Source organism: Limosilactobacillus gastricus DSM 16045 (genome assembly GCF_001434365.1).
GTDB lineage: Bacteria > Bacillota > Bacilli > Lactobacillales > Lactobacillaceae > Limosilactobacillus > Limosilactobacillus gastricus.
Genome location: NZ_AZFN01000003.1, coordinates 92,226 through 98,888 on the forward strand (window position 1 = coordinate 92,226; position 6,663 = coordinate 98,888).

A 6,663-nucleotide genomic window follows, 5' to 3' on the forward strand; every position below is an offset into this window, starting at 1 on the left:
AAAGCGATTACATGACCCTTTTTCAACCCAGACCTTTTTAGCCATCCAGGTTAAAAATCGCCGTATTAGTGCATTTATTAACAAAAAAGGCTATAATATCACATGTATTTAGATCACAATCATAAACATAAGGAGTGACGATTTTGGCTACCGAAATTAAAGCTGTTATCACATTGTTTGGGGCTACTGGTGACCTTGCGCACCGGAAGCTCTACCCATCATTATTTAACTTATTCCGCAAAGGGTTCCTCGCAGATAATTTTGCTCTACTAGGTACTTCTCGGAGTGAGTGGAGCGATGCCGATTTCCAAGCAAAGGTTCGTGAATCAATTAGTAAAGTTGACGAAGACCAAGCAGGTCAATACGACGCTTTCGTTAAGCACTTCTTCTACCAACCACATGATGTTACTAATCCTGAACACTACGATAAGTTAAACGAACGTATCGCTGAACTAGAAGATAAGTTCGCTACTGAAGGTAATCGTTTATTCTACATGTCCATGGCCCCACGATTCTTTGGGACTATTGCGGCTAACATTAAGTCCCAAGGATTGCTTTCTGACAATGGTTTTAACCGTCTCGTCATTGAAAAGCCATTTGGTCGTGACTTTGCCTCAGCTCAAGAATTAAATAAGGAATTAACCGAAACCTTTGATGAAAATCAAATCTTCCGGATTGACCACTACTTAGGAAAAGAAATGGTTCAAAACATCTCTGCCCTTCGTTTTGGTAATACTGCCATTGAAGCTCTTTGGAACAACCAATACATCGACAACATCCAAGTTACTTTAAGCGAAGACATGGGGGTTGAAGAACGGGCTGGTTATTATGACCAATCAGGAGCTTTACGGGATATGGTCCAAAACCACATCATGCAAGTGGTGGCCCAATTAGCCATGGAACAACCATTAACTTTCACCGACCAAGATATTCGGGCCGAAAAAGCTAAGGCTTTACGGAGTTTACGGAAGTACACCCCATCTGAAGCAGCTGCTAATTTTGTTCGTGGTCAATACGCTGCCGGTGACAACAATAACGAATACCGTAAAGAAGATGGGGTTGATCCAAAATCCATCACTGAAACATACGTGGCAGCTAAGTTAACCTTTGATAGTTACCGCTGGGCTGGAGTTCCTTTCTACGTCCGGACCGGGAAGCTTTTAGCTGGTAAGTTCACCCGTGTTGACGTTGTCTTCAAGAAACCACTTATTGACATTTTTGCTACTCCAGCCAATTCTAACGATCAAAAGTTAAACAACAACGTCTTAACTATTTACATTGATCCAACCCCAGGCTTTAGCTTAACCCTTAATGCTAAAAAGGTTGGTCAAGGTTATACCACTGAACCAATTGATTTGGCCTTTAGTCAAAGTGCCGAACAAAAGGATCTTTCGCCAGAACCATACGAACGGCTCTTCCACGATGCACTTGAAGGAAACAGTACCAACTTTGCTTCTTGGTCAGAAATCGCGGATGCTTGGCAATTCGTTGACGTCATTCGCCAAGTTTGGGACCACGAAGAACCAAACTTCCCGAACTACCAACCTGGTTCAATGGGGCCAAAAGAAGCTGATGAATTATTAGCTCGTGATGGTCGTCAATGGGTTTACTAAACTGAATTCTTAATTATTTAGCAGCTCATCCTTTGTCGGGATGAGTTTTTTATTACTCAATTTAAAATTCCCGCTTTCCTTATCAACCAGAATTGATTATTATTTGAATAGTAATATCTCAGCATTTAAATATATACACAGGAAATTAAGATGAAAGTAAATATCACAAATCTATACGGAATGGCAGCTAACTCAACTGCCCAATTAGCCCAAAACAAGGTCACCAACATTGCCAAGGAGCTTGGCTTTAACGAACTAGGCATCTACTACTATAATGCCCTGAGTGAGTCCGAAGAACAACGGGCTTCCCGTATTGATGGGATCTTAGCATCTGTTGGCGTTGGCGATATCATTATCTTCCAACTGCCAACCTGGAATGCCATTGAATACGATCGCCTCTTCTTGCAACGAGCTCGTGCCTATGGCGTTAAAATCGTCATGTTCGTCCAGGACATTCTCCCCTTAATGTTTAAGAGTAACTACCACGATTGGATGCCAGTTTTCGTTGATTTCTATGATCAAAGTGACTACTTGATCTTGCCGAGTCCAAATATGGAAACTAAATTGCGCGAAGAAGGGCTAACCATGGATCATGACCATATTATCTTCCAGCGTTTGTGGGATCACCCTACCAATTTTGAACCCCAACGGCCAACTTTTGAACGCAAACTTTCCTTTACTGGGCAGCCGGAGCGCTTCCCCTTCATCAAAAATTGGCACTTTACTACTCCAGTTGACGTATATACGATGGGCGATCCTGAACAATTCCAGGATTTAAATATTAATTTCAAGGGCTTTTATCCCGATGAGTTACTCTTATATCAATTAAATCGCGGCTTGGGCTTATGTTGGAGTGAGAATTCGCCAGAAAAAGATGAACGTGATTACTCAAGATGGAATGCCTCCTATAAGCTTAGTACCTATTTGGCAGCCGGGATGCCCGTCGTCGCTAATCGTGATATTTCATGCGCCGACCTCATCGAAGAACACCATCTGGGGATTTTAGCAGACACGCTCGCCGAAGCAGACCAATTAGTCCAAAGCCTAAGCGAGGATGAATACAACACCATGGCCGACAATGCCGTTAATCTTAGTTTCTTGTTGCGGCATGGGCACATCACCAAAGAATTATTACTGGAAACCGTCCGGCGGGTGCTGAGTTTTTAATTGTGATATGAATCACGCTTAGTTTCTTTCAGTCATTTTGGTGTATTTAAATGGCGCGAATCTATCAATTCTTAAGATTTATTCATGTTGCTCACTAGTTATCAAATAATTAACATAAGCCCCGTTTATCTGTTATAATAATAGAGTAAAAACTTTTAAGGAGTGTGACAAACTAATGTCAGAAGAAGCACAAATTGGTGTTATTGGTTTAGCCGTTATGGGTAAGAACCTGGCGCTTAACATTGAAAGCCGCGGATTTACTGTTGGTGTTTACAACCGTCACCGTAATCGGACTGACGAAATGATGAAGGACCACAGTGAAAAGAAGTTGGTACCAAGCTACACGATTGAAGACTTCGTTGACTCATTAGAAAAGCCTCGCCGGATCTTGATGATGGTTCAAGCTGGTAAAGGGACTGATGCGGTGATCGATGAATTACTTCCATTACTTGACAAGGGTGATGTCTTGATCGATGGTGGTAACACTAACTTCCACGACACGATGGCACGGAATGCTAAGCTTGACGAATCTGGAATTAACTTCATCGGGATGGGTGTTTCCGGTGGTGAATTAGGTGCCTTACAAGGTCCTTCATTGATGCCAGGTGGTCAAAAGGAAGCTTACGACTTGGTTGAACCTATCTTGACACAAATTGCTGCTAAAGCTGAAGATGGTAAGCCATGTGTTACTTACATTGGTCCTAACGGTGCTGGTCACTATGTTAAGATGGTCCACAACGGAATCGAATATGGTGATGAAGAATTAATCGACGAAGCATACAATGTAATGCGTAATGTCCTTGGTCTTTCAGTTGATGACATGGCTGACATCTTTGCTGACTGGAACAAGGGTGAATTGGACAGTTACCTTGTTGAAATCACTGCTGACATCTTAACTCGTAAGGATGACTTAGGTGACGACAAGACTAAGCCAATCGTTGACATGATTCTTGACCGTGGTGCTAACAAGGGTACTGGTAAGTGGAGTTCAGAAACTGCCCTTGATGGTGGTGCTCCTCAATCAGTTATCACGGAAGCTGTTTACGCTCGTTACATCTCAATGTTGAAGGACGAACGGGTTGCTGCAAGCAAGGCCCTTCCAGAAGATGTTGAAAGTGCTAACTTCACGGACGAAGAAAAGCAAGAATACATCGAAAAGGTTCGGGAAGCTCTATACTTCGGTAAGGTGATGAGTTACGCTCAAGGATTCGAACAAATGCGGATCGACTCAGAACGTTACGACTGGAACCTTCAATACGGTGAATTGGCTCAAATCTGGCGTGAAGGTTGTATCATTCGGGCCCAATTCTTACAAAAGATCACGGATGCTTTTGAAAAGGACCCAGAATTGAAGAACTTATTGCTTGATGACTACTTCAAGGAAATCACTAAGAAGTACCAAAAGGCTATCCGGGACGTTGTTGCTTTAGCTGTTAAGGCTGGTATTCCGGTTCCTGCCTTTGCAGCAGCTATTAGCTACTACGACTCATACCGGGCTGAAGTGCTTCCTGCTAACTTGCTTCAAGCACAACGTGACTACTTCGGTGCTCACACCTACGAACGGACTGACCGTGATGGTAACTACCACTACAGCTGGTACGAAGAACAATAAAAACATTCCTAAAACGTTTTTAAGCTCCCAAAGTTGGGAGCCTTTTTCTATGCAGTAAAAAATGCTAGGCAACTCCATCGTCTACCTAGCACTAACATTGATTTTATAAAATTAGCAACATTGGAATGAATGCAACTACATTATTTAAGAAATGTACCCCAATCGAAAGTTTGATATTACCCGTTTTCCGATAGATAAAAGCTAAGACACACCCCAACGAAAAGTAAATCAAGAAACTATAAATGGTGGTACTTGCATGACAAGCCGAAAATAAAGTGGCTGATAAGATAATTGGCCACCAGAATCGTTCATCTTTAAAGAATAAATTCATGATCAAGCCCCGAAAGATTAATTCTTCCACCACTGGAGCCATAAAGACGAGTGAAATCACGACAAAAGTTACCGAAATCTTATTACCGTTCAGAATTTGATTTATCTGCATATCATTAGCCGTTTCCCCTTGATGAGCGAGAGCCTCATTTAACCAACTAAAGAAGGATACCAATCCCCGGCCAACGACTAAGCCACCCAAACCCCAGAGGACTTTCTTACCATTTGACATTGTCACGACTGGCCAACGTCGATATTTGGGATAATAGGATGCGATCCACCAAATAATCAATCCATACGCGATCAGGGCTAAAGCACCAAAGAAAAGCTCTAACTGAATATTTTTCTCACAGTTTCCCATGATCATCAGAAAAAACGGTGGGAATGAGATAACCAGATAAAGTAAGAACAACCACAGGACCCGAATCAGATAATCCGCCCTCGTCAATTTTTTCATAATGTTTCCCCCAATAATATTACCAAAGATTATTTAGATAATATCATAATAATTAGTGGAAACAAGCTGATTTTATATAATTATTTATTTTATTGACTTTGCGGGATACAAGCTTGGATAATTTCCACCATCTCATCAATATCTTCATGGCAATCACGCCGCAACCAGCGACTGATCACTTGGGTAATTCCTGCCATGAAGAAACTACTCATATAACGAATTTTCTCTTCATCCATTACCCCATGCTTTTGATATCGTGGTCGGAAAATATTAGCGACCAATTGATCAAAGCGATCCTGATGATGAAAGTCGCGTTGGTGGGTTAAATAGATTCGGTAAATTCGTGCATGATCACGCACAAACTGAAGATATGGTTTTAAGTATTGCTCACTAACCAGGCTTTGATCCTCATTCGGTGAAACCGCAGCTTGATATGTCGCGAACTCCGCCCGGAATAACTCTACTAGATAATCATAGGCCTCTTCTAACAGATCATATTGATTATCATAGTAAGCATAGAAGGTGGAGCGATTTACTCCAGCGGTTTGGCAAATTTTACTTACCGAAATGTGATCAAAATCTGCTTCATCTAATAACAAGATCAGGGCTTGTTGTAATTTAATCTGCGCCTTAGTTGCCATTTTACTGTTTCTCCTGATGGTGACGTTTGGATTCCTCAGCAGACGCTTTTAAGCGCGCTTTCGCACTAGCGACATCTTCGCCGTCCCTGGTAAAGAAGCGGGCAATGAATTTATCGGAAATATTATTAAAACCATCCACGGCCATCGTTTCCGTTCTTTGATAAGCCTTGGTCACACCCTGTTCAATTTGATGATGGGCGGTTACCACTTGCTTCGCGATTTTTTGATTTCTTTCGTTAATTGACATCTTTCTTTCCTCCAAAATGCTCTACTTTGATTATCTATACTATAACTAATAATCAATAATCTAAACACAACATCTTGATCAAAAAGTGTTGGCTAACAAAAAAACGCCACCAAACAGGTGACGTCATCATGATTATTTAACAAAGAACCGCGCACAGTAGGCTGCTAGAACTGCCCCAATTTCAGGTGCTAATAAGTAGACCCAGTAGTGACTGATTGCACTGCCACCAGCTAAGAGCGCCGGACCAAATGACCGTGCTGGGTTTAAGGAACCACCAGTTAAGTTCAAGCAAACAATGATCAAGAAGGCTAAAGTGATCCCGATGATTAAGCCGGCCATCATCCCGTTACCAAAACGATCACTGGTTACCAATAAAATGATCAAGACAAACAAGAAGGTTGCTAAACATTCAACGATTAAAGCGGTGAATGATGAGATCTTCGTAAAATCAGTTTGTCCAAGAGCCGTGGTATCTTGGCCTAAAGCAGAGACAAAGTACTTTACAAAGCCAGAAGCCACAAGTGCCCCAATAAATTGGGAGATGATGTAGCCAATTGCATCGGCCCCTTAGAAGTGAACCCCCTAAGTTGGACAGA

6 protein-coding genes and 1 pseudogene are annotated in these 6,663 nt (G+C 41.9%); 3 read left to right on the forward strand and 4 right to left on the reverse strand.

What is annotated here, in order from left to right; genetic code table 11:
* Positions 1-143 precede the first annotated feature (143 nt).
* From zwf to gndA, 3 genes are all read left to right on the forward strand, one after another.
* Positions 144-1,613 (forward strand): glucose-6-phosphate dehydrogenase, encoded by a 1,470-nt coding sequence (gene zwf / locus FC60_RS01620; RefSeq protein WP_056936768.1) that lies wholly within the window; start codon positions 144-146, stop codon positions 1,611-1,613.
* 150 nt (positions 1,614-1,763) lie between these two features.
* Positions 1,764-2,780: a sugar transferase gene (locus FC60_RS01625; protein WP_056936769.1), complete on the forward strand. Its 1,017-nt coding sequence runs from the start codon at positions 1,764-1,766 to the stop codon at positions 2,778-2,780.
* 175 nt (positions 2,781-2,955) lie between these two features.
* Entirely contained in the window at positions 2,956-4,392 is a 1,437-nt protein-coding gene (gene gndA / locus FC60_RS01630; protein ID WP_007121821.1) for an NADP-dependent phosphogluconate dehydrogenase, read from the forward strand.
* Between the two features lie 103 nt (positions 4,393-4,495).
* Here gndA and FC60_RS01635 read toward each other — a convergent pair whose 3' ends face one another.
* The 4 genes and pseudogenes from FC60_RS01635 to FC60_RS01650 all read right to left on the reverse strand — a co-directional run.
* Complete coding sequence (locus tag FC60_RS01635; RefSeq protein ID WP_056936770.1) at positions 4,496-5,179, reverse strand: CPBP family intramembrane glutamic endopeptidase; 684 nt, start codon at positions 5,177-5,179, stop codon at positions 4,496-4,498.
* A gap of 89 nt (positions 5,180-5,268) precedes the next feature.
* The gene (locus tag FC60_RS01640) at positions 5,269-5,820 is read right to left on the reverse strand and encodes a TetR/AcrR family transcriptional regulator (RefSeq protein ID WP_056936771.1); all 552 of its coding nucleotides are present in this window, start codon (positions 5,818-5,820) and stop codon (positions 5,269-5,271) included.
* Between the two features lies 1 nt (position 5,821).
* A complete protein-coding gene (locus tag FC60_RS01645) occupies positions 5,822-6,067 on the reverse strand; it encodes a hypothetical protein (RefSeq protein WP_056936772.1) in 246 nt (81 codons plus the stop codon).
* A gap of 132 nt (positions 6,068-6,199) precedes the next feature.
* Positions 6,200-6,631: pseudogene (locus tag FC60_RS01650) on the reverse strand (MIP/aquaporin family protein); the annotation flags it as partial.
* Between the last annotated feature and the right edge of the window lie 32 nt (positions 6,632-6,663).